General features: G+C 47.8%; 21 protein-coding genes. 12 read left to right on the top strand and 9 right to left on the bottom strand.

What is annotated here, in order from left to right:
* Positions 1–101: 101 nt before the first annotated feature.
* Positions 102–1,178, bottom strand: a complete 1,077-nt coding sequence (gene mnmA, locus ACZ42L_RS06240; protein WP_464716944.1) for a tRNA 2-thiouridine(34) synthase MnmA — start codon at positions 1,176–1,178, stop codon at positions 102–104.
* A gap of 91 nt (positions 1,179–1,269) precedes the next feature.
* Positions 1,270–2,613 carry a DUF389 domain-containing protein gene (locus tag ACZ42L_RS06245; RefSeq protein WP_464716945.1) on the bottom strand — a complete coding sequence of 448 codons (1,344 nt, stop codon included), beginning with the start codon at positions 2,611–2,613 and terminating at the stop codon, positions 1,270–1,272.
* 161 nt (positions 2,614–2,774) lie between these two features.
* On the opposite strand from ACZ42L_RS06245, the gene ACZ42L_RS06250 reads away from it, so the two are divergent.
* The 3 genes from ACZ42L_RS06250 to ACZ42L_RS06260 all read left to right on the top strand — a co-directional run bounded on the left by ACZ42L_RS06250 (position 2,775) and on the right by ACZ42L_RS06260 (position 7,066).
* A complete protein-coding gene (locus tag ACZ42L_RS06250) occupies positions 2,775–3,749 on the top strand; it encodes a hypothetical protein (protein WP_464716946.1) in 975 nt (324 codons plus the stop codon).
* Between the two features lie 147 nt (positions 3,750–3,896).
* On the top strand, positions 3,897–6,290 hold the full coding sequence (locus ACZ42L_RS06255) for a glycosyl hydrolase family 95 catalytic domain-containing protein (RefSeq protein WP_464716947.1): 2,394 nt from the start codon (positions 3,897–3,899) through the stop codon (positions 6,288–6,290).
* A gap of 224 nt (positions 6,291–6,514) precedes the next feature.
* On the top strand, positions 6,515–7,066 hold the full coding sequence (locus ACZ42L_RS06260) for an outer membrane beta-barrel protein (protein ID WP_464716948.1): 552 nt from the start codon (positions 6,515–6,517) through the stop codon (positions 7,064–7,066).
* 103 nt (positions 7,067–7,169) lie between these two features.
* Here the strand turns inward: ACZ42L_RS06260 and ACZ42L_RS06265 are convergent, their stop codons facing one another.
* A complete protein-coding gene (locus ACZ42L_RS06265) occupies positions 7,170–7,739 on the bottom strand; it encodes a hypothetical protein (RefSeq protein WP_464701500.1) in 570 nt (189 codons plus the stop codon).
* Between the two features lie 364 nt (positions 7,740–8,103).
* Between ACZ42L_RS06265 and ACZ42L_RS06270 the strand changes: the two genes are divergently transcribed.
* The 4 genes from ACZ42L_RS06270 (at position 8,104) to ACZ42L_RS06285 (ending at position 12,289) form a co-directional block, all read left to right on the top strand.
* Entirely contained in the window at positions 8,104–9,576 is a 1,473-nt protein-coding gene (locus tag ACZ42L_RS06270) for an amino acid adenylation domain-containing protein (RefSeq protein ID WP_464716949.1), read from the top strand.
* 70 nt (positions 9,577–9,646) lie between these two features.
* The gene (locus ACZ42L_RS06275) at positions 9,647–9,886 is read left to right on the top strand and encodes an acyl carrier protein (protein ID WP_464701502.1); all 240 of its coding nucleotides are present in this window, start codon (positions 9,647–9,649) and stop codon (positions 9,884–9,886) included.
* A gap of 9 nt (positions 9,887–9,895) precedes the next feature.
* Positions 9,896–11,269, top strand: coding sequence for an MBOAT family O-acyltransferase (locus ACZ42L_RS06280; protein ID WP_464716950.1), 1,374 nt, complete (start codon positions 9,896–9,898; stop codon positions 11,267–11,269).
* Positions 11,270–11,275: 6 nt separating this feature from the next.
* Positions 11,276–12,289, top strand: coding sequence for a hypothetical protein (locus ACZ42L_RS06285; protein ID WP_464716951.1), 1,014 nt, complete (start codon positions 11,276–11,278; stop codon positions 12,287–12,289).
* A 105-nt stretch (positions 12,290–12,394) separates the two neighbouring features.
* On the opposite strand, the gene ahpC is transcribed toward ACZ42L_RS06285, so the two are convergent.
* Complete coding sequence (gene ahpC, locus ACZ42L_RS06290; RefSeq protein WP_464716952.1) at positions 12,395–12,961, bottom strand: alkyl hydroperoxide reductase subunit C; 567 nt, start codon at positions 12,959–12,961, stop codon at positions 12,395–12,397.
* 232 nt (positions 12,962–13,193) lie between these two features.
* On the opposite strand from ahpC, the gene ACZ42L_RS06295 reads away from it, so the two are divergent.
* Positions 13,194–14,120 carry a hydrogen peroxide-inducible genes activator gene (locus ACZ42L_RS06295; protein ID WP_464701506.1) on the top strand — a complete coding sequence of 309 codons (927 nt, stop codon included), beginning with the start codon at positions 13,194–13,196 and terminating at the stop codon, positions 14,118–14,120.
* Positions 14,121–14,140: 20 nt separating this feature from the next.
* Here the strand turns inward: ACZ42L_RS06295 and ACZ42L_RS06300 are convergent, their stop codons facing one another.
* The 5 genes from ACZ42L_RS06300 to rsmA all read right to left on the bottom strand — a co-directional run bounded on the left by ACZ42L_RS06300 (position 14,141) and on the right by rsmA (position 17,579).
* Entirely contained in the window at positions 14,141–14,569 is a 429-nt protein-coding gene (locus ACZ42L_RS06300; RefSeq protein WP_464707079.1) for a DoxX family protein, read from the bottom strand.
* 43 nt (positions 14,570–14,612) lie between these two features.
* The gene (rsgA, locus tag ACZ42L_RS06305; protein WP_464716953.1) at positions 14,613–15,545 is read right to left on the bottom strand and encodes a ribosome small subunit-dependent GTPase A; all 933 of its coding nucleotides are present in this window, start codon (positions 15,543–15,545) and stop codon (positions 14,613–14,615) included.
* An 81-nt stretch (positions 15,546–15,626) separates the two neighbouring features.
* Positions 15,627–16,187 (bottom strand): ribosome recycling factor, encoded by a 561-nt coding sequence (gene frr, locus ACZ42L_RS06310; RefSeq protein WP_464701509.1) that lies wholly within the window; start codon positions 16,185–16,187, stop codon positions 15,627–15,629.
* Between the two features lie 78 nt (positions 16,188–16,265).
* Complete coding sequence (locus ACZ42L_RS06315) at positions 16,266–16,736, bottom strand: GAF domain-containing protein (protein ID WP_464716954.1); 471 nt, start codon at positions 16,734–16,736, stop codon at positions 16,266–16,268.
* A gap of 51 nt (positions 16,737–16,787) precedes the next feature.
* Positions 16,788–17,579, bottom strand: coding sequence for a 16S rRNA (adenine(1518)-N(6)/adenine(1519)-N(6))-dimethyltransferase RsmA (gene rsmA, locus ACZ42L_RS06320; RefSeq protein WP_464701511.1), 792 nt, complete (start codon positions 17,577–17,579; stop codon positions 16,788–16,790).
* A 140-nt stretch (positions 17,580–17,719) separates the two neighbouring features.
* Between rsmA and ACZ42L_RS06325 the strand changes: the two genes are divergently transcribed.
* The 4 genes from ACZ42L_RS06325 (at position 17,720) to ACZ42L_RS06340 (ending at position 22,993) form a co-directional block, all read left to right on the top strand.
* On the top strand, positions 17,720–18,589 hold the full coding sequence (locus ACZ42L_RS06325) for a DMT family transporter (protein WP_464716955.1): 870 nt from the start codon (positions 17,720–17,722) through the stop codon (positions 18,587–18,589).
* A gap of 431 nt (positions 18,590–19,020) precedes the next feature.
* A complete protein-coding gene (locus ACZ42L_RS06330; protein WP_464701977.1) occupies positions 19,021–20,010 on the top strand; it encodes a lysylphosphatidylglycerol synthase transmembrane domain-containing protein in 990 nt (329 codons plus the stop codon).
* A 31-nt stretch (positions 20,011–20,041) separates the two neighbouring features.
* Positions 20,042–21,499 carry an aminoacyl-histidine dipeptidase gene (locus tag ACZ42L_RS06335; protein ID WP_464701978.1) on the top strand — a complete coding sequence of 486 codons (1,458 nt, stop codon included), beginning with the start codon at positions 20,042–20,044 and terminating at the stop codon, positions 21,497–21,499.
* 471 nt (positions 21,500–21,970) lie between these two features.
* Positions 21,971–22,993, top strand: coding sequence for a helix-turn-helix transcriptional regulator (locus tag ACZ42L_RS06340; protein WP_464716956.1), 1,023 nt, complete (start codon positions 21,971–21,973; stop codon positions 22,991–22,993).
* Positions 22,994–23,143: the final 150 nt, after the last annotated feature.

A 23,143-nucleotide genomic window follows, 5' to 3' on the forward strand; every position in this document is an offset into this window, starting at 1 on the left:
GATGAGTTTATAAGTTCGTCAGTTTTTGAATTATTGAGTTGAAAAGTTTTAGAAATTGCCATAGACTCAAAAACTCATGAACTTAAAAACTCACAAACTCACTACACCGTTATCTCTCCACTGCCGAAACAACGATGGTGGTTTTCGTCGTAGATCACACAGAACTGACCGGGAGCTACACCGTGAATAGGTTTCTCGGCATGCACCAAGTATCTGCCGTCGGCCGTCTTTTCGATAGTGGCAGGATGGTATTCGGGAGTATGCCTGATTTTAAACGTAACCTTCTGTAAGTCTACCGGCTTTGTCAGGAAATGGAAATCATGCACGTAGAATTCTTGCTTATAGGCAGTCTTGGGATCGTAACCTTTGCTGACATAGAGTATATTTTGCTCCACATCCTTCTTGACAACGAACCAAGGGCCGCCCCCAAAGCCCAATCCATGACGCTGACCGATGGTATGAAACCATAGGCCGCGGTGCGTTCCTATCTTCTTTCCAGTCTCCAGTTCGAGTACAACTCCTTGATTTTCGCCTAGATAACGGCGCAAATATTCATTGTAATCTATCTGGCCCAGGAAACAGATGCCTTGAGAATCTTTCCTCTTGGCATTAATCAGATGCTCACGCTCAGCCACTTCTCTCACCTCATCTTTCATATAATGCCCGATAGGAAAGATGGCTTTCTTCAGTTGCCAATCGTATATCTGAGCCAGAAAATCGGTTTGGTCTTTCACTGGGTCGGGACTTGTAACAAGCCATTTCTCGCCATCTATGATTTCGGTCTGCGCATAATGCCCCGTCGCAATGAGGTCGTAGTCATGCCCTCGTTTCTCATCGAAAGCACCAAACTTTATCAATCGGTTGCACATCACATCAGGATTAGGCGTATAGCCAGCCTTCACCTTATCCATCGTGTACTTGGTTACCTGGCTCCAATACTCATGATGGCAGTCGATAACCTCTAACTTCAGACCGTAACGGGTAGCTACTGCCGTCGCCATTTCCAGGTCTTCTTCCGACGAACAGTCCCATTCTTCCTGCTCTTCAGGACCTATTTTGATATAAAAACAATCAGGCTTCAATCCCTGGCTGGCTAATTCATGGACCACCACACTGCTGTCTACACCACCCGAAAGCAGTACAGCTATCCGCTTATCTTTGAGTTCTGATAAATTCATCGTGCAAAGTTACTAAATTCCACAGACTTCTATTATCTGGATTTCTAAATTCCATATAGGGGCAGCAACAAACCACTTGCCTTTCTCATAGCTATTGGTAAATCACTTTCAAGCTCACTCCTGTAGCGGTCGGACTACCCGAAACGGTCTTCCCTATCCTGTTCTCCATCCAACTTTTCAGCTTTTCCTTACTTGCATCGGGCAACCGTCTGGTCGTTCCGACAACCGCCATAATCACCCGTTGGGGCTTGACCGTATCGGCACTTACCTCTAAAGCGGCAGACATACTCAAAGTATTGATCTCCGGAAACAGGATATGCACTTCGCTGCACATCTGTCTGCTCAGGCGCTCGTATCGTGTATACTGATCCAACTGTCGTGACAAAACCGCATTTTCCTGCGTCTGCTTCTCAAGCAACTGCACCTTATCCGAGCCTGTATCAGCCGTCTGCAGACCTGCAATCGCCCTCAAACTATCAGAGACACTACCCTGAATCAACTTCAGTTTATATCCCGTTAAAGCCGGATAGGCTATCATCGAGTGCCGGGCTACAGCTATCGCAGAGTCGCTCAAAGTCTTGCCGACCACCACGACACGCAGGGTACTGTCAGCTCCCACATTGCTGGTGACCACCTGTGAACCATCCCAATGCAACCGGTCGTGAACAAACATGTTGACTTGCGTCTTGAAATAACTCTCCTTAACGATGTTCCATGTCATGAAAGCAGCAGGTATCATCGTCACAACGACGATTCCAATAATCCATCTCTGTACGATGATGGCACGATGATCGTTATCGAATGTACGGGGCGGGAACTTCATAAAATGCACGCCAATCCATGTAGCCGACGCAATGAAGACAGTATTGATGAAATACAAGAAGAAAGCCCCGGCAAAATAAGCAAGATTGCCCGAAGCAATACCAAAACCGGCTGTACAAAGCGGAGGCATCAAGGCTGTGGCAATGGCAACGCCAGGTATCACGTTCCCTTTGTCTTTGATACTCAGCGCTATCACCCCGGCCACACCACCTACAAAAGCTATCAATACATCGTACAATGTGGGAGAGGTGCGCGCCAACAGCTCCGACTGTGCTTCATGATAAGGCGACAATATGAAATAAATGCTGGCTGTAGCAATACTAATGACCGTAGCGACCAGATAATTCTTGAACGACCGGCGCAACAACGCCAAATCGCGAATGCCCACGGCCAACCCCATTGCAATGATAGGACCCATCAATGGGGAAATAAGCATAGCTCCGATGATGACCGCAGTGGAATTGACATTGAGTCCCAACGATGCAATGAAGATGGCACAGATAAGAATCCAAAGCGATGCGCCCTTAAAAGTAGCCCCTCCAGAAATTCGTTCGATGGTCTCTTCGCGACTGCTCAGGTCGTCTTTCAAATTAAAATAGTCTTGAATATTCATGTCGTACAATATTATATTGCAAAGATAATAGTTTTTCATCTGATAACTTACGATTCGTTGTCCTATTATCTATTTATGCAGGCAATAAGCAAAAATCTGCTTTATCCCTCATCTACATATCACCTATATTTCGTATCTTTGCCCCATACCTAAACCTATCCATGATGAATAAGAACAACTGCATCATTCCTGGTGGATTGTCGCTCGAAGACATCCAGACTTGTCTGCAATCCTATGCCGATACGGAAAGTGGATATGAAGAGGAATTTACACTCATCATCAAGTCGGCAAGACCTGACGGTTACGGCATTTTCTATGAAGGAGATATGTCCTTCGAACTCTTTTTTGAGCTGATTTATGCACTTTATTTCGAGGCAGACGAACCTCAAAACCAAGATATAAGAGGTTACTGGAAGATGGATTCAAAGCCCGACACTGCCCCCATGATGCTCTATATAGGCGAAGAAGAGGAACCGGAAGGCATCGACGAGCAAGGCAGAGTGTATGTGCAGGACGATAATACAGAAGAGACAATTCTCGTACCTAGCGACCGTACCGGCACATATCGACCCTATCCACGATTCCCGATGGACGAAATAGTCGGAGAAAGTCGCTATCAAGTAACTAAAGAAAAGCCTTCAGCAGGAACATGCCTCGCCAAAACATACAAAGATTTTATCATAGACGGAGACTCTCCGGGGTGCTTAGGAGTCCTTATTTCTACCGCATTGTTTCTCTATACACTACGCTTAGACAACTCCACGATACTGCCATTCCCTTTTTGGAAAGTTTTGGTTGGCGGTGGAGGCCTAGCTCTTTTAGCCCATTACTTATTATACAAGGCCAAACACGCCATCTCCTTATACTATCTATTCGTAGGCTTCCTATGCCTGCTATACATCCCGAATTATTGGATAACAAGTCCTGATTATCAGTCGAAAGCACGCATAGAAGAGGTAGGAGTGACCACAGGAAAACATACGAGCAAATATATTGATCTGAGATTTCTCGACGACAACAGCACTTTCTGCAAACAAGGCGATGTAGACACCATACGCTTCCGTCCCGGAGACACCTGCACTGTGACGCGTGCCAAAGGTTTGTGGGGAATCGAAGTCTTCAAAGACATGTATTAAACGTATAATCTTTTAGATTACATGATAAACAATAGAACTTTATTTGCGACAGCATTATTGCTACATGCCACTGTCGTTGTGGGAACAAACAGCCCCCGAAAAAACACAAAAACAGTCTGGTCGCTTATGCCCGCATACACTCAAGTAATGGAAAACCAGAACGAGAGAGGAGCTACTTCCGAAGCGTATGATGGGAAATGGCAAGGAGAAGGGAAAAACATTCTCCCGAAAGTCAAGCAACTACAACCTGTCAAGGAATGGCAATCGGGCGAAGGAACGGATTATCTGCTCACAGAAACCAACAAGATTACAAAAGGGAAATATCCTAATCCGGTCAGGATATGGGAAGGAGAACCATATCCCATAGGCAACGGACGGATTGCTGCCTCCGTCTTCAACGGCAGTGGGCGCGACCGATTTGCCTTGGCAGATATGTCTTTCTGGTCGGGTGGACAGAACAAGGGAGTTATCAATAGCAAAGGAGACAAATCGTATAACGGAGAAGACGGCCCGGAAGCGACCGCAGAGCAGTTCGGAGGACAACAGCCGATAGGCGATTTGATAGTCGATTTTCATGCGCCTGCTGAGAAAGGAACGTTTATCCGTGAAATCCGTTTGGACGAGGGAACGGTATATTCTGCCTGTAGCCGCAATGGGATAACGGTACAGACTACTGCTTTTTGCAGCTATCCCGACCAGGTGATGGTCGTCCATTACAAGGCAGACAAGCCCAAAAGCTTAAATTGCCGATTATCATTTGCCACGCAACGACCTGAAGATTCTGCCCTATCTACAGCCCAAGAGCTGATATTGAATTGCCGGCTGAAGAACGGTATGGAGGAACAAACCAAGGTACAGGTGCTTCATTCAGATGGAGAAGTGATTGCACATACCGACTACATGGAACTGAAAAACATCACAGATTTCACCTTGCTCGTCATACAGGAGACCAACTATGCAATGGACTATACGCACGCTTTCAGAGGGAAGAGAGCAGCGGAAAGAGTGAACGAAAGAGTAAATGCGCTCCAAGGCAAAAGCTATCGGGAACTATATGAGAGACACAGAGCCGATTATAGCTCGCTGTTCAATCGCGTAGCTTTCAATATCTGCACCGACCAAGAGAAGTTCAGTACTGTCCCGACACCTGAAAGACTCGCGGCTTATCGGCAAAACCCCAATGACCGCGGCTTAGAAGAGACCTTATTCAATTTCAGCCGCTATCTGATGATATGCACATCCCGTCCCGGTGCATTGCCCGCAGGACTACAGGGCATCTGGAATGGAATGATACATGCACCTTGGGGAAACGACTATCACAGCAATATCAATATGCAAATGGTCTACTGGCTGCCCGAAGTCGGTAATCTATCGGAATGCCACTTGCCTCTCATCGACTATTTATATGCCATAAGAGAGCCCAACAAAGAAGCCACCCGCGAATATCTGAAAGCCATCAACGATTCCAAGGCCAATGATTCGGATGGTTGGATAGTCTATACATCCCATAATCCTTTCGGCGGAAATGGATGGCAAGTCAACCTACCAGGGTCGGCCTGGTATGGATTACATATCTGGGAACACTTTGCCTTTACCGAAGATACGGTCTATCTAAAAAAGAAAGCATACCCCATGCTGAAAGAACTGAGCGAATACTGGAAAGCGCATCTAAAGCGACTTGGACAGGGGGGTGCAGGATTTATGAGCAACTACAAGCCGGTCGACATCAGTCAATACCCGGAGTTGAAAAACGTGAAAGAGGGTACACTTGTCGTTCCTACAGGTTGGTCGCCTGAACACGGACCACGAGGAGAAGACGGAGTCACTCATGATCAACAGATTGTCAAGGAACTATTCCTGAATACAATGAAAGCGGCACGCATTGTCGGAGAAAATCCGCAATGGATTGCCGAACTGGAGCAGATAGTCAACAACATGTACACTCCACAAATAGGACGAAAGGGAAATCTGATGGAATGGATGATTGACCGTGACCCTGAAACCGACCATCGGCATACATCGCACCTCTTCGGCGTATATCCCGGTTCCACTATTTCTGTCGAACATACACCACGTTTGGCAGAAGCTGCCAAGAAATCACTCCTTTTCCGAAAGAATTCGGGAGACAGTCACCGCTCATGGGCTTGGGTCTGGAGAAGCTGCCTATGGTCTCGCCTTGCCGAAGGAGAGCGGGCGCATGAAATGCTGGAAAAGCTGATAACATACAATATGCTCGACAACCTTTTCACCACACACCATATTCCGTTGCAGATAGACGGAAACTATGGTCTGGGAGCAGCCATGATAGAGATGCTCGTACAGAGCGATGGACAAACTATTCGCCTGCTGCCAGCACTCTGCAAGAAATGGCCCGACGGCTCTGTTAAGGGCATCAAAGCACGCGGAAACATCACTGTCAACATGAAATGGGAAAAAGGCAAGGTTACTTCATGGCAACTACTTTCGCCGTCTCCCAAAAAGATAAAGCTATTTGTCAATGATGCGTATAAGCAAGTAGAAACACAAAAGCTGGCAAACTAGGGCAACACACAGCATCAAATCTCTCCGAACGTGGATACAACTTCACGCTCGGAGAGATTTTTCTTTCTGTTAATTTTTGTAACCATACTCTATTAATATAATAAGGTGGACTGTTGTCATAACACATTTTTTATGTTAAAAAACATAATTCTCGTGTAACATCCATTCCTTTTCCATCGTCTTGTAGACAGTATTTACAATTTACAGGATTAATATTTAAGATTATGAAAAAGAAAATGATGATGGCTTTTGCAGCTGCATTGGTAGCTGTTTCAGCAAACGCACAAGTGTATTTAGGCGGAAATTTCGGCATTGCATCTTCCAAGGGAGCAGGTGGCAAGAGTGTAACGACGTATGCTGTCCTGCCGGAAATCGGTTATAGCCTCAACAAAGATTGGGCTGTCGGTACTACAGTCGGATTCGGAAAGGGCAATCCTGTCTCTATTGAAGGCAACAGCAGAAACTATATCACCGTATCTCCTTACGCACGCTATACATTCTTCCACAGCAAATTAATCAACGTATTCGCCGATGGTGGTTTCGGTTACACACACTATAACAATGCCGGGACTTCTTCACCTTCTGTCAACGAGTGGAATGCCGGTGTAAGACCGGGAGTGGCATTAAACCTGAATCCGAAGTTCAGCTTTGTGGCTCACGTAGGATTCTTCGGTTGGAAATCTGAGAAATTCGATGGTGCTGGCAAGAGCAGCAATGCCTGGGGAGCCAATCTAGATGGCAACAACGTCACACTGGGCTTCTACTATAACTTCTAATTAGAACATCCAAGAATTATCAAATACGAATAAGCGGGACACAAACATGAAGTTTGTGTCCCGCTCCTGTTATCCTGCAATCCTTTCCTTCAATCTATCATGTTTAACCTTGTTTGTCGTTCTGACGACTGAACATCTGTCGATGTCCCATCGAATCGGTCCTCATCGGCCGGCGGCGCATCACCTCTGCACGGCGCATACCGTGTGGCCGACCTGCATGGTTGATGAGATAGGCTGCCTGACGGGCAGTCAACACCTTGCTGAATTTATCGAAATACTTCTCTTGTATATCTATCCGGCGACGCTGATTTTCCAGCCTTTGCTTCGTCAGTTTGGCTATCTGCGTATCGGTCAGTCGTCCCTTTGCCTGAAAACCACGTTTCATGGCGCGCTTACCCAAAACCTTTCTGCCGTTCAGAGACTCCTTCTTCCCACCGTTTTCCCCCATGCGCTGTGGGCTTAACGCTCTCATCTCTTTGCAGAAATCTGCATAAGTAGAGGCCAACTTCTCTGTCTGCTCGTCCGAAAGCATCAGCCTGGCAGCAACCTGCTTCCACTTCAGTCCGATACGCTGTTTCTGTGACGGTCTGTCCATCTCACTTTTGTCGGCAGCCATCGCTGTGGCCGAAACCGAAAGCAGCAATGCTGCCACTAACATCTTAAAATTCTTCATACGATTTTCTCTCTAATAAATATGATTTATCGACATGCCCCACGGGCTGCATCTAACCTTATGACGTGCCTATCCTTCCTACGTTTAACAGCCAATCAGAAATTTAAATCATCTTCAAATGTTTTAACTAAGAAACTGCAAGGCCGCAACAGCATCGCTGCAAAGGCCAAACAGTAATGCTGCAAAGCCCAAACAGCAGCACTGCCACGGCCTTGCAGTAAATCAATGCTGGTCAGCCAAAAAAGTTATAATAGCGTTAACGATTCGTAAAAACAAAAATATCAGAGGGGGTTTTTAGGTTTTTCTGCGTTTCAATAGCGAACAAACAGGTAATAAAACTACGTTTTAAAGCGATAAAAGACTTATGGAACAAGTAATCGCCCAACTCTTTAAGGTATTACAGACTCAACAGGAACGTCCGGCATTCTGCATCGAACATACTTACTATTCGTACCGACAGCTGGCAGAGACCACTGCCGCTATCCGCCGGGAGCTACGCCACAGGACAGAGAAAAATGTCGGATTGGTGGCCAACGACGATTTACAAACCTACGCATCCATCCTCGCCCTGTGGATGGAAGGTAAGTGCTATATTCCCCTGCATCCCGGACAACCGCTCGAACGATGCCTCGACATCATCGGGCAAATGGACATGACACTCGTCTTGGACTCCAGTACCGAGACACGTTATCAGCATGTCGACGTCATCATGACAGCACGACTGGACTGCACGGACGGTACGATGGAACAACCGGCAACGTACGCCGACAATGAATTGGCCTACATCCTGTTCACGTCGGGCAGCACGGGCAGACCCAAGGGTGTACCCCTCACACGTGGCAACCTACAGGCGTTTGTCGACGCATTCTTCGCTATGGGCATCACACTGACGGCAAAAGACAAGGGTATGCAGATGTTCGACCTCACCTTCGACCTCTCCGTCATGTCGTACCTGCTGCCGCTTTTGGTCGGCGGATGCGTCTATACCGTGTCTTATAAGCACGTGAAATACATGGCTGCATTCGAACTTCTCGACACTTACCCCATCACCTTCTTCATGATGGTACCCTCGGTGATACATTATCTGCGCCCCTATGTCGACGAGCTCAACCTGCCCCATCTGCGCTATGCCCTCTTTGCCGGCGAGGCACTGATGGACGACGACCTTGCAGCATGGGCTGCCTGTGTGCCCAATGCACGCATCATGAACACCTATGGGCCGACCGAAGACACCATCATCTGCACCTACTACGACTATCATCCAGGACAGAGCAACAAAACGGTAAACGGTATTGTGAGTATCGGACGGGCCATGCAGGGCGTCGATACATTCATAGCCGACGAAGCAGGACACCCTGTTGTCGTGGGCGAGAAGGGTGAGCTGTGTCTGGCCGGTGCCCAACTGACGCCGGGATACTGGCGCAACGAGGAGAAAAACCGCGAGGCTTTCTTCATGAAAGACGGCAAGCGATATTATCGCACAGGCGACATCTGCACTATGGACGAAGATGGCGACATCATGTATTACGGCAGAAAAGATTCTCAAATCAAGATACAAGGATTCCGCATCGAACTCAGTGAGATAGAATGCGTGGCCCGCGACTACTTCGACAACAGTACAGCCGTGGTGGCATTGCCTATGGGCGACGAGCGGGGGATAAACAGAATTGAGCTTGTGGTGGAGTCGGCTGATGCTACTTCGGCAACAGAATTAATGGCCAGACTGAAAAAGAAATTGCCCAGCTACATGGTTCCTGCCAAGATACACCACCGCTCCAAATTCCCACTCAACGCGAACAACAAGATTGACAGGAAGAAACTGAAAGAAGAAATATAAAAAACAATCCCCTCTTTCGCCCCATGCGAGGGAGCAAAGACAGGATGTCAAATCATAGACAGATATAGAAATGGAAAGAAACGAGGTATTAGAACAATTACAGAGTATTTTCAGAAACGTACTGAACGAACCGGAATTGCAGCTCGGTTTCGACATGTCGACCAACGACATAGACAACTGGGACTCTATCACCAACATGACCATTATCAGCGAAATAGAAGCTCTCTTCGGCGTACATTTCAAGATGCGCGACATCATCAAATCGAAGAATGTAGGCGATATGTGCGACGTCATCATCCGCAACAGCTAAGACAGACTCATGGAATTTCTTTCGATACCGTTTTTCTGCTGCATGCTCGTGGTCTTCATCCTGTATTATGCGAGGGCCGAACGGCAGTGGCAAAGGGGTGTATTGCTCCTTTCCAGTTGCATTTTCATAGGTTATTACCACATCGTCTACCTGATTTTCGCCGTTGCCATGAGTCTCGTCACCTTCGTATGGGGGCGCTGGCTGCATCGCAAAGCAGACACCAGGCAGGCATCGTACATCTTCATAGGAGGATTGGCTGTGCTTGTCGGCACATGGCTCGTGAGCCGTTACTGGCTTCCCGTGTTCCCGTTAGGCATCTCGTTCTACACCTTCCAGGCCATCTCTTACCTCATAGAAATCTATTGGGGAGAAGACGACGAGGAAGATTGGTTGGACTTCACGCTCTACATGCTACTTTTCATGAAATTCCTGTCAGGTCCTATCGAGCGTGCACAGGAATTCATCCCACAGCTCAAAGGCGTCCGCACGTTCTGTTACGACAAGGTGGTAGCAGGAGCAAAACTGCTCGCATGGGGTGCATTCATGAAACTGGTGGTGGCCGACCGCGTAGCCCCATCGCTTAACACAGTCTTTGACAACGTGCGCGAAGCGTCGGGTATGCAGATTCTGCAAGCCACCCTCATCTATCCTATCCAGCTCTATGCCGACTTTGCCGGCTACACCAACATGGCCATCGGACTCGCACTGATGCTGGGTTTTAGCCTATCCCCCAATTTCAACCGTCCGTTTGCATCTACCTCTACGGGCGAATTATGGCGGCGTTGGCACATGTCTCTCTCATTCTGGGTACGCGATTACATCTACATGCCACTCTCTGCCAGTTGCCGACAATGGAAGAAAGCCGGCATCTACTTCTCTCTGCTGGTGACCTTTGTCACCATCGGCGTATGGCATGGAGCAGGCTGGACATTCGCACTCTACGGATTCTTCCAAGGTCTCATCATCATCTACGAGACCGCAGCCCATAACGTGAGAGAGTACGTCAGACAGTTTTTCCCCTCTTGGCTATGGACTACCGTCATGATTCTGCGTACCTATATCCTGTTCGCCTTGTCACTCCTGCTGTTCCGCATCGCCACCTTAAACGACACACTATACGCCTATCGCCACATGTTCGACGGCATCAACAGCTCAGCCAAAGAACTGCAACTGGGCATGGCCGACCGATATTGGATTTATCTGGGCGTAGCAACGGTGGTCATGCTGACCGTAGAATACATCCATCACGAGCGTTGCAACCTCATCGAGTGGACCGCCCGACAGCACCCACTGGTACGCTGGACATGCTACTATGCCCTACTCGTACTCATATTCATCTTCGGTGCGTTCGGTGTAGACAATTTCATCTATATACAATTCTGACCTATCATGCTGAAAAGATTCTATATAAAAAGTTTGCTGATAGCCCTGCCCTTCTTGTCACTGGCAGGATATTACGTGGCAAAAGACCCCTTCATGGTGCTGCGTCCATACACAGATTACGACCATTCGGAGGTATATCAGAGCGAGGGAACGATTGCATGGCTGAAATACAAGCGCTATCGCGCACAGCAACATTACGACTCGTTCATCATGGGAACATCGACCACGATGTCATTCCCGACGACTTATTGGCAGAAATATATACAAGGAAGCCCGTTCAGAATGTTCGGCAACTCGGAGGGAATAGGCGACATAGCACTGAAACTGGAAGCACTCGACCGGCAGAAAGACCAGAAAATCAGGCATCTGCTCATCGTACTCGAACCCAACAGCCTATATACCCCCGTGCCACAGGCAGGCATAATGCACGCTGTTCCGCCTGAAGTATCGGGCAAGAGCGAGGGTAGTTTCCAGGCTGCATTCTTCCAATCGTTCTGCTCACCGCAGTTCCTGTTCCCCTACTTGCAGTATCAGTTCACGCATCGGATGACCCGCAAGATGAAAGGAATCATCGAGCCGGACATGCCCACCCGCACCACCTACACCAATGATGCCATCATCAAAGCCGACAAGCAAATGAAGGAAATGGGCGAAAAATATTGGACCGAGGGGCCGGGAATGGTTGTCCCGACTCACAACCACACGCCACGTATGTCGCCACAATATATATATGGTCAGCAAATGGAATGTCTGCGACGCATCAAGTCTATCTGCCGACGCCACCAGACGGAGATACGTCTGGTCATAGGGCCACGCCCGGACAAATTGCTGACCAATCCTTCCGACGTCAAGATATTGCAAGACATCTTCGGCAAGGAGAATGTCTACAACTTCGCTTCACGCTCATATCTAGCCTGGACTGACTATCATAACTTCTACGACGGTGCACATTTCACCATTTCTCTGGGCCAGCACATCATAGATTTGATGTATGCAGACAAGGTTTCTGCTACCAGATGACTGTAAACAAAATACCCATGCAGTTGCTTCTGACAGCAACTTGCATGGGTAACATTTGAATAAATATATCTAATAGATTTTGTGTTGGTCAACCAGAATCGGCACTTAGATTTTGCCGACAAGGTCGATTCCGGGCTTCAGGGTCTTGTCGCCCTTCATCCAACGAGCCGGACAAACCTCGCCGTCGTGGGTAGCTACAAACTGGGCAGCTTCTATCTTGCGAACCAATTCGGCTGCATTACGCCCGATATTGTTATCCTGTACTTCTGCAATCTTGATGAGTCCCTCTGGATTTACGAGGAATGTAGCACGGTAGGCAACTCCTTCATCTTCTTTATATACACCGAAACCACGTGTCAGCACACCACGGGGGTCGCCCAACATAGGATATTCGATGGTCTTGATACTTGGAGATTCATCGTGCCAAGCCTTGTGTACGAAGTGGGTATCGGTACTAACGGAATACACCTCCACACCTATTGACTTGAGATACTGATACTTCTCCTGCAAATCTTCAAGCTCTGTAGGACATACGAATGTAAAGTCGGCAGGATAAAAGAAGAATACTGCCCATTTGCCTTTGATGTCTTCGTTTGATACAGTCTTGAAGCTACCGCTCTGGTATGCCTCTACTTTGAACTCAGGAACTTGTGTATTGATAATTGGTGTCATACTTTATTATTTTATATTTTGTGTTAATTGTGTTGGTTTCTCTTCGTTTTGATGCAAAGATAACTATTCTATACGACCATCCAAACAGATAAAATCTATCAGCCGATAGATAAAAACTATCATCATTTATAATACATTCATTATCAAATGATTATATTTTTAGAAGTTGCATACCATCAGTTGAAATTAAATATGTAACTTTGTCATTGACCAACACAGACAGTGATACAATATGACATTACAACAACTGGAATACGTAATAGCCGTCTATCGGCACAAACACTTTGCAAAAGCGGCCGATGCCTGCAACGTTACACAACCTACTCTCAGCTCAATGGTCCAGAAACTGGAAGAAGAGTTGGGCCTGAAAATATTCGAAAGGCGCAAGCAACCCATCGTTCCTACCACCCAGGGAATGCCCGTAATAGAGCATGCCTGGCACGTATTGGTGCAGGCTCGACGGCTGAAAGAAACAGTAGAAGAAGAACGTAACTCGCTGTTGGGAACTTTCAACATCGGCATTTTGCCCACTATCGCCCCCTACCTGATACCTCGTTTCTTCCCTCAACTCATGAGCGAACATCCCGATATGGACGTCCGTATCACGGAGATGAAGACCGAAGAGCTGCAAAAGGCATTGATGCACGGTGACATTGATGCCGGAATCGTGGCACAACTGGACACGATGAGTGATTTTGATGTGACCTCATTATTCTATGAAAAATTCTTTGCCTACGTGGCTAAAGACGATAAGCTCTTCGATAATCAACTCATCAAGACCTCCGATCTGGCGGGAGAATACCTCTGGTTGCTTGACGAAGGCCACTGTTTCCGCGACCAACTGGTGAAATTCTGCGAGCTCAAAGCGGCCAATCGTAGCAAGAAAGCCTACAGTCTGGGCAGTATCGAGACCTTCATGCGCATGGTCGAGAGTGGCAAGGGAGTCACCTTTATTCCCGAACTGGCACTGTCTCAACTCACTCCGGAGCAAAACAGGCTCGTCCGTCCGTTCGCCCTACCAGTGCCTACCCGCCACATCGTCATGATTACAGGCAAGGACTTCATTCGGAAGACACTCCGCAGCACCCTCGTAGAACACATACAAAAAGCAGTTCCAACAGAGATGTTGAAACTGCGTGTAGGCATGCAGGCCATTTAACTGGCCTGTATTCTTGATTATCAACGATTCAGTCTCCGCCCTATCCAACCATCAATCGATAATTGGCCAGGACCTGTAAGCAGTAACAGAAGATAGACCATGAGATAGACAAAGGCCAATTCGCCCTCCGAAACAGAGAAGTGATGCACCGTTGCAAAGGCCACCAACATGGTGAAAATCATCGGGATAACCACCAGACGCGATAAGAAACCGAAGACAAAGGCAACGGAACATACCAACTCGCCGAAGATAGCGAGTGCCAGAGAGAACTCACTTCCCAAGCCTATAGGGTCGGGAAACTGTGTCGACATGGCACTAAATCCCATCAGCTTCTGCCATCCATGACTGGCCAGCAAGAGACCGAAGACAACTCGTGCCAACGCTAATACGATTGACACCTGCGGTGTTTCCTTGTCAGAAGGAAACAAAAAACTCATCAACTTTTTCATTTCTATAACTCTTTCCTTTGTTATTCGTAGAAGTAGGTAAGCCCTAGAAGGCCTCCCTATACTTATTCTCGTCCTTATCTTCCAGCATACTAAGATAGCTTTGATATCTGCTGACCGAGATATAATGGTCTTCGACAGCCTTCAGCACAGCACATCCCGGCTCGTGAGTATGCGTACAGTTAGAGAAACGGCAGTCTTGCGAGAAGCGGAATATCTCCTTGAAATAACTCGTCAACTCTTCCTTTTCCACATCAAACGTGCCGAACCCTTTCACTCCCGGCGTATCTATGACATAGCCACCGCTGGGCACTTCGAGCATTTCACTGAACGTAGTGGTGTGCATTCCCGTATTGTGAGCGTCGCTTATTTCAGCTGTCCGCTGTCTGGCTCCGGGTATCAACCGATTGATAAGCGTCGACTTCCCCACTCCACTATTGCCACTCAGCAGTGTCACCTTACCTTGCAGCAAGGGTCGCAAACCGTCTATTCCCTCACCGCTTTCGGCCGATACCGCCACACATTGATAGCCCACAGAATCGTAAAGGGTCATCATCATCTGCTGATAATGCAACTCTTCCTCGTTCAAAAGGTCTTGCTTGTTGAATACCAACACCACCGGCACGCGGTAGGCTTCTGCTATAGCGAGGAATCGGTCAATGAATGTGGTGGAAGTAATGGGATAATTGATGGTTACGATGAGCATAGCCAAATCCAGGTTGGATGCGATAATCTGGCTTTGCTTAGAGAGATTAGGCGATTTCCGGATGATATAGTTACGCCGATCGTCTATAGCTGAGATAAAGGCCGTACCCTCCTGATTGGTAATCAGCTCTACATAGTCGCCCACAGCTACAGGGTTGGTGGTCCGAATACCCTTCAGCCGGAAGTTTCCTTTTATCTTACTTTCGATGATGTTCCCATCATCTGTCTTCACGGTGTACCAACTGCCCGTGTTCTTGATGACTAGTCCGTGCATGCAAATAATAAAAGGTGAGAACCGATAGCCGGGAGATTATCAACTCTAATCCATCGCCTATCAGTCTTCACCTATCTATAACTACACCGTCATAATCTCTTTGGTCTTCTCGGCCAAAGCATCGTCGATGCGCTTAATATATTTATCGTGGATTTTTTGCAGACTGGCTTCAGCGTCCTTCTCGTTATCTTCAGACAGTCCGTCTTTGATAGCCTTCTTCAATTTATCCTTGAAATCGGAACGTACATTGCGTACCTCGACCTTCGTCTTCTCGCCAATCTTGTTGCATTGTTTCACCAGTTCCTTACGACGCTCGCCCGTAGGCTGCGGTATTCCCAATCGGATAATCTCGCCATTGTTCTCCGGAGTAATGCCCACATCAGAATCCATGATGGCCTTTTCAATATCCCGGATAGCCTTACGATCCCAAGGTTTAATCGCAATAGTACGTGCATCGGGCGTCGACACATTGGCTACCTGATTCAAGGGAACACGCTGTCCGTAAGACTCTACGCGGATTCCATCGAGAATAGCTACGTTGGCTCTGCCTGCACGAATGTGTGAGAGTTGGTCTTCGAGATACATTGCTGCCATCTCCATGCGCTCTCCCGCATCTTGTAATGTTGCTTGTACGTCAATCATATTATCGTATTGTAAAGTTTCTGTTTCACAAAATTAGGCATTAATTCGGATATTTACAAGGTTAGATGCTTATTTTTTTCACAACAAGTCGCCTATCCCGTCCATCAGCAAAGCCACGATGGCTTCCAAGCCCTCTTGGTCTTGCTCATCGAAATCGCCAAGCGAGGTACTGTCTATATCCAGAACTCCGCAGAATCGGTTGCCGGAACTGTACATGGGTACTACGATTTCGCTACGCGACAGACTGCTGCAAGCTATGTGTCCGGGAAACTCTTCCACATCGGGGACAATGAGTGTGTGCCCCTCTTTCCACGCCGTGCCGCATACCCCCTTACCGTATGGAATGGTGTAACAGGCCACCGAGCCTTGGAACGGGCCGAGCCGCAGCATATTACCTCCCTGTTGTAGATAGAAACCTACCCAGAAAAAACGGTCGGGAAAGGCCTCACGTAATGCGGCCGACACATTGGCCAACACACCTGTCACGTTGGTCTCATTGGCAATCAGACTCTTGATTTGTTGACAGAGCGTAGTATATTGTGGGTTCATAAAAATGCTGTTCTATGTATTTTCGTTCATCCGATTCATTGCCTGACCGAATTATAATGCCAGCCGGCTCAGCTGATTGGTCAGCTCCACAAACTCAGCTATACTTAATTGTTCAGGCCGCTTGGTCATGATTTCCTGCTCGAAGAAATCCTGTCCAGGCTTTTCGCCACTGAACATCTGCTTGATACTCACGCGCAACATCTTACGACGCTGGTTGAACACCGTCTTCACCAGTCGCTTGAACAGCTTTTCGTCGCAGCCCAGGTCGGTCACCTGATTGCGCGTCATCCTGATAACGGCACTCTTGACCTTGGGGGGCGGATTGAACACATGCTCATCGACGGTGAACAAATACTCCACATCGTACCACGCCTGGATAAGCACCGACAGGATACCATAGGCTTTGCTGCCCGGCGCCGAAGCCATGCGCAGTGCCACCTCACGCTGTATCATGCCCGTACAACAGGGTATCAAGTCTTTGTAATCCAGCATCTTGAAGAATATCTGCGAAGAGATGTCGTAGGGATAATTACCCGTCAGCACAAACTGCCGGCCACCGAAAATGTCGTTCAAATCCATACGCAGGAAGTCTTCGCCGATGATATTCTCGTGCAGCGAGGGGAACTTCTCGTACAGGAAGGCCACCGACTCACTGTCTATCTCGACCGCCTTCACCTCACGGGGCTTCTCTACCAGATACTGCGTAAGGACTCCCATACCCGGTCCGATTTCCAGCACAGGAATGTCCGGACACGCATCCACGGTATCCGCAATGCGCTTGGCGATGCCGAGGTCGGTCAGGAAATGCTGCCCCAGATTCTTCTTTGGTTTGACTAGTTTCATCTGTCTATGGTTTGATACGTCTGCAAAAATACAAAAACTATGCGATAATCCGCGCAGAATCCACATTTATTACAGTCGGAATCGTGTCTTCGTTCTGATTTATTTACCGTATCTTTGCACCCTGTTATTATCTCTGAACGATGAGCAACAACGTTAAAGGATTTCTGGCAGCAACGATGGCTGCCATCTGCTATGGCACAAATCCGCTCGGCGCATTACCACTGTATGCCGACGGTATCAACTCTTACACGGTGGTGATGTACCGCTATGGACTCGCCGTACTTATCTTTGCCGCTATCATGCTGGTACGCGGCGTGAGCTTCCGCATCAAACCTGGCCACGCCATCCGACTGGCTTTGCTCGGCACTGTCTTTGCCCTGTCGTCCATGACGCTCTTCCTGAGCTTTCACTATATGGCTGCCGGCATTGCCTCCACACTGCTTTTCGTCTACCCCATCATGACAGCCATGCTCATGGCATTGCTCTTCCACGAACACGTCACGTGGGGTTCTACCCTCTCTATCCTGCTCGCGCTAAGCGGCGTGGCACTACTCTACCACGGTGGCGGAGACGGGAAACTCAACACTGTCGGCTTTCTGCTCGTCATGTTCTCGTCGTTGCTCTATGCCGTGTACATCGTTTCCGTGAACCGTTGGCATGCAGACATTCCACCTCTGAAATACACATTCTGGGTAGTCCTGTTCGGATTTATAGCCGTCTACGCATTCAGTCTGATGGCCGGCGCACCCATACAGATGCTCCATACAGCCAAAGACTGGGCATTCGCATTCCTGCTGGCCCTGCTGCCTACCGTACTTTCGCTCTTCTTCATGAACATCGCCATTGCCAAAATAGGTTCTACCCCCTCGGCCATCATGGGCGCCCTGGAACCTGTCACGGCCGTCATCATCGGCGTATGCCTGTTTCATGAGAGCCTGACCGCGCGCCTCGTCTTCGGCATCCTGCTCATTCTGAGCGGTGTTATCGTCATTATCAGACAGAAAGGATAGTCTCGCCTTCTTCTCCCCATTCCCCACTTCTCACGCCAAGTCCGCCACCCTCCATTTACTGCAAAGGCTTGGCAGTATCACTGTTTGGGCCTTGCAGCATTGCTGTTCGGCCTTTGCAGCACCCCTGCCAAGCCCTTGCAGTTTTTTTTATGAATTGAGAGTTGAAATTAATTAGGTAATAGTTTAGGATATTGTATGGATGCGACATGCCGCGTCCATACAACTTAGCAACTCACTTGTGATGTGAAGTACCATCCCTATCCACAGGGTGAATGCAATTCGCCCCTACAACTCAAAAACTCATAAACTCAATAACTCACAAACTCATAGCTTTTAAGATGATTTCAGGAAATTAGGGCAGTATTTTCTTTGTACTTAGACCGAATTCTCTTAACTTTGTAGCTAATAGTAACTAAGAAAACGCAAACGGCTTGAAAAAGATAATAGGAAATCTCTCCAAGGTGGCATTGTCGCTGGTATTGGGTGGAGCTATTCTCTATTGGATGTATCGCGGGTTCGACTTCCAGGCCGTGGAAGACGTACTCTTGCATCGGATGAACTGGGGATGGATGCTTCTCTCTTTCCCTTTCGGCATCTTGGCGCAAGCCTTTCGCGGTTGGCGTTGGCGACAGACACTAGCCCCTGTAGACGAGCACCCCCGCATGTCGACACTGCTCAACTCGGTATTCCTATCCTACGCCGTGAGCCTTGTAGTGCCACGTATCGGCGAGTTTGCGCGTTGCGGCGTGCTGCATCGCTACGACGGGACATCATTTCCCAAAGCCCTGGGAACAGTGGTTACAGAGCGGGCCATAGACTCCCTGCTCGTCATGCTGATAACCGCGCTCACCCTTATCTTCCAGATTCGAACCTTCGACACGTTCTTCTTGAAGACGGGTACAAGCATAGACCTGCTCATCCACAACTTTACAGGTACAGGATGGCTGGTTACGGGCATCTGCCTGGTGGCTGTGCTGGCATTGGGAATAGTCCTCCTGAAGAAACTCAGTATATTTAATAAGGTGAAAGAGACGGTAGACGGCATCAAACAGGGCATCATGTCGCTGCGCAAGGTGCGCAACCTGCCCCTGTTCATCTTCTTCACACTGGCCATTTGGGGCAGCTACTTCCTACACTACTATCTCACATTCTTCTGTTTCGAGAGCACAGCCCAGCTGGGGTTATCGTGCGCCCTGGTAACATTTATCGTAGGAAGCATCGCCGTCATCGTACCCACTCCCAACGGGGCAGGGCCTTGGCACTTTGCCGTGAAGACCATGCTGATACTCTATGGTGTGCAGGCTGTCGATGCACTGAGCTTCGTCATCATCGTGCATTCCATCCAGACACTGCTCGTGGTGGCACTGGGTATATACGCATGGCTGGCACTATCGTTCACCAAGAGACGTCACGCCGCATAACCGATATTATTCATTTAAAAACATAAAGACTATGAGCGAAATCAGAAATCTAGACCCTAAGTGTATTTGGGAGAACTTCTATGCCCTGACACAAGTTCCACGTCCATCTGGACATCTGGACAAAATCCAGGCTTTCCTGCTCGATTTTGCCAAACGCGCCGGCGTAGAGGCATTCCAAGACGAGGCAGGGAACATCATCATGCGTAAGCCAGCCACTCCCGGAATGGAAGACCGAAAGGGAATCATCTTGCAGGCTCACATGGATATGGTGCCACAGAAAGCACCCGAAAGCAACCATAACTTCGAGACCGACCCTATCGAGACACGTATCATAGACGGATGGGTATATGCCAACAATACCACCCTTGGCTCTGACAACGGTATGGGCGTGGCAACCATCATGGCCGTGATGGAGGCTAAAGACTTGCAGCACGGACCGGTAGAGGGACTTATTACCGCCGACGAAGAGACCGGCATGTTCGGGGCAAACGACTTGAAGCCCGGCATACTGAACGGCGACATACTGCTGAATCTGGACTCTGAGTCGTGGGGAAAATTCGTCATCGGCAGTGCCGGCGGTATCGACGTGACAGCCGAGATGGGTTATCAGGAAGTGGCTACAGACAAGAACGACGCTGCCGTCAAAGTGACACTGAGCGGCCTGCGTGGCGGTCACTCCGGTCTGGAGATACACGAAGGCCGTGGCAATGCCAACAAAATGATGGTACGTTTCGTGCGTTCTGCCATCAGCGAATGCGACGCCCACCTGGCAACATGGGAAGGTGGCAACATGCGCAACGCCATCCCGTTCAAGGCAGAAGTAGTATTGACATTGCCGAAGGAAAACGTAGAAGCACTGAAAGAACTCGTAAACGACTGGTGCGAAGAGTTCAATGAGGAATATAAAGGTATCGAAAAAGACATCCTCTTTGTGGCCGAAGACGTGGAAACACCCGAAATGGAAGTGCCTGTAGAGATTAGCGACAACCTGATAGACGCTATCTACGCTTGCCACAACGGCGTGATGCGTATGATTCCGGCCATCCCCGAAGTGGTAGAGACCTCGTCCAACCTTGCCATTATCAACATCGGTGGTGGCAACGCATCGTTCAAAATCCTGGCCCGCAGCTCCAACGACGAGATGAAGGAATGTATAGCCGAGACACTGGAAAGCTGTTTCAACATGGCCGGCATGAAGGTGACCATGAGCGGAAGTTACAGTGGATGGGATCCAAATCCGGAAAGCGAGACACTCAACATGCTGCTACAGATATATAAAGAGCAAAACGGTGTAGACGGGATCGTACAGGTAGACCATGCAGGATTGGAATGCTCGGTCATCCTAGGCAAGTATCCACACCTCGACGTGGTAAGTATGGGCCCGACATTGCGCAGTCCGCACACCGCTACCGAGCGTTGCGAGATAGCTACTGTAGAGCCTTACTGGAATCTGCTGAAAGAAGCACTGAAGCAAGTAGGAAAGAAATAAGTACGGTACTGTCATACTCCGATGTGCTGTGTATAATATCCTGACAGCACCTATCAACATATAAAAGCCAGGATGGAGCAGATACTTCATCCTGGCTTTTATCATATACGCGTCATAAGGACTTGTCCAGAAGAAAAGACCTGCACGGACACCAGACGTCCATGCAGGCTCAATAAAATAGTCATAATGGAAAATAAGGGAAATAATTTCGCATATATATAAATCCCTCCATATTGATAACTGCAAAGGTAAAGACTTAACAGCAATCCCAACTCACCCTTTCGTTTCGATTTTTTCTATAATCCGTTCAAAGATGAAATAACTTTCAAAACGACAGACCTATTACAGAAAAAACCACTACAAACCATGCCAAAATTATCAAAAAAAAAAAAAAAAAAAAAAAAAAATAGAGATAAACCAGAAAAAAATAAAGTAATTTAGAACACTTTTTCATGCGAAAAGAACAACTATATGTTTGTTTCTATTCTATGCAAAGACAGAAATAACAAGCCAAATATCCAGACGCACGAAACAGAAATATGCGATAAATACGGTTTCAGAGGATATTCCTATCCTGCCAAGACCAGCCAGACAAAATCAGTAAAAAACAAAAATAGCCCCGATATGAAAACCTACTATCTCAGTAAACCTGATGTATGTCCTCAATATATTGCGGACACCCCTACCGGCTTTCGTATAAGAACATTAAAGAAAGAAGAGGAATTAGCTTTAGACAAGCGATTTTCTTCCTTGATACTGCTTCGACACGGACAACTCAAAATAGTGGTACAAGGCATGGAGACTATCTCTGTAAAGGCAAATCAGATGTGTCCTATACCCGCAGATTCGGAACACAACATCACGAGTCTCGAATCTTCTGAAGTTTTATACTTATATATAATAGGTGGAAAAATGAACTTCTGCCCACGACTCCTGAGCAATCAACTAGAGAAAGAGCAGCATCTGCATTTCAAACAAATAACTACACTCGATATTAACCCTGTGGTTCAGCAGTTTACCAATCTCATGACACAATATCTGCATGACGGATTATTCTGCTACAACGTGCACAGAATAAAGCAAGAAGAGCTTGCAGCTATCTTACAACTATATTATCCTGCCGAAAAACTTGCCGCATTCTTTGCCCCACTGCAACTGGGAAGCAGCGACTTTCCCGGTAAGGTTCTTTCCATCGTCGAAGAATATCTTACCATCGAACAAATGTCTGAACGGCTATGCATGAGTCGTTCAACATTCATCAGACAGTTCAAGACCTATTTCAAGGAATCACCCAATAAATGGCTAGTACGCCTACGCTCCGACGCATTACTAAAAAGCCTGCTACGCAGCGATGAATCCTTCCCTGAATTGGCAGAGCGACTTCGATTCTCCTCGCAACAAAGCATGTCGACTTTCTGCAAGCAACATTTACACGGCACACCAACACAGATAAGAAACGGAGAAGTGTCTGTAACCATCACGGACAACCCCTGAGGTGGGCTGATGACAGCACAGATAAGCACACTACCCAATACATACACACGAGCCTTGTACGCAATAGGCTTAACTCTATCCTTTTCAAGCATTACGAGCCACCTTCTATTCCAACAGAAACGAGGTAGTAAAGACCATCGTGTCGAAAAA

Source organism: Prevotella mikamonis (genome assembly GCF_055381405.1).